The sequence below is a fragment of the Tamlana crocina genome, from assembly GCF_012037625.1.
Genome location: NZ_JAAVJS010000519.1, coordinates 1 through 355, shown reverse-complemented (window position 1 = coordinate 355; position 355 = coordinate 1). Strand labels below are relative to the sequence as shown.

Sequence of the window (355 nt, the reverse complement as noted above, 5' to 3'; positions counted from 1 at the left end):
GACTGGGTGCAAAGACCTGGGACGCTCCTTTTAGCTGATTCTCAAAATTTGCCCGGTGTTTTACAATTTTGTACCCCTCTTTTTTAAAGGTTGAAACCAATTCATCTAAAGCAGAAAGTTTTGCAGCGTCGTATTGCTGTTCCCTGAGTTCAACTTCGATTAAACTTTCGAGCTGCTTCTTTTCCTGCAGTTGTTCCAGTTTAAAACTTAGCTCCTGCAGGTCTCCGCTGATCTTAAGCAAGGACCGGAAAGACGGTACAGGGATACTCAGCGGCTCCCAACTATTTTCTGTGTCCAGGAGTAGGATTCTCTTTTCATCTTTTCGTTCACTAAAAGAAAGGGGCAGGGGAGATCC

General features: G+C 44.5%; 1 pseudogene. It reads right to left on the bottom strand.

The window, feature by feature from the left end:
* A pseudogene (locus tag HC176_RS17860) lies at positions 1-355 on the bottom strand (exonuclease sbcCD subunit D); the annotation flags it as partial.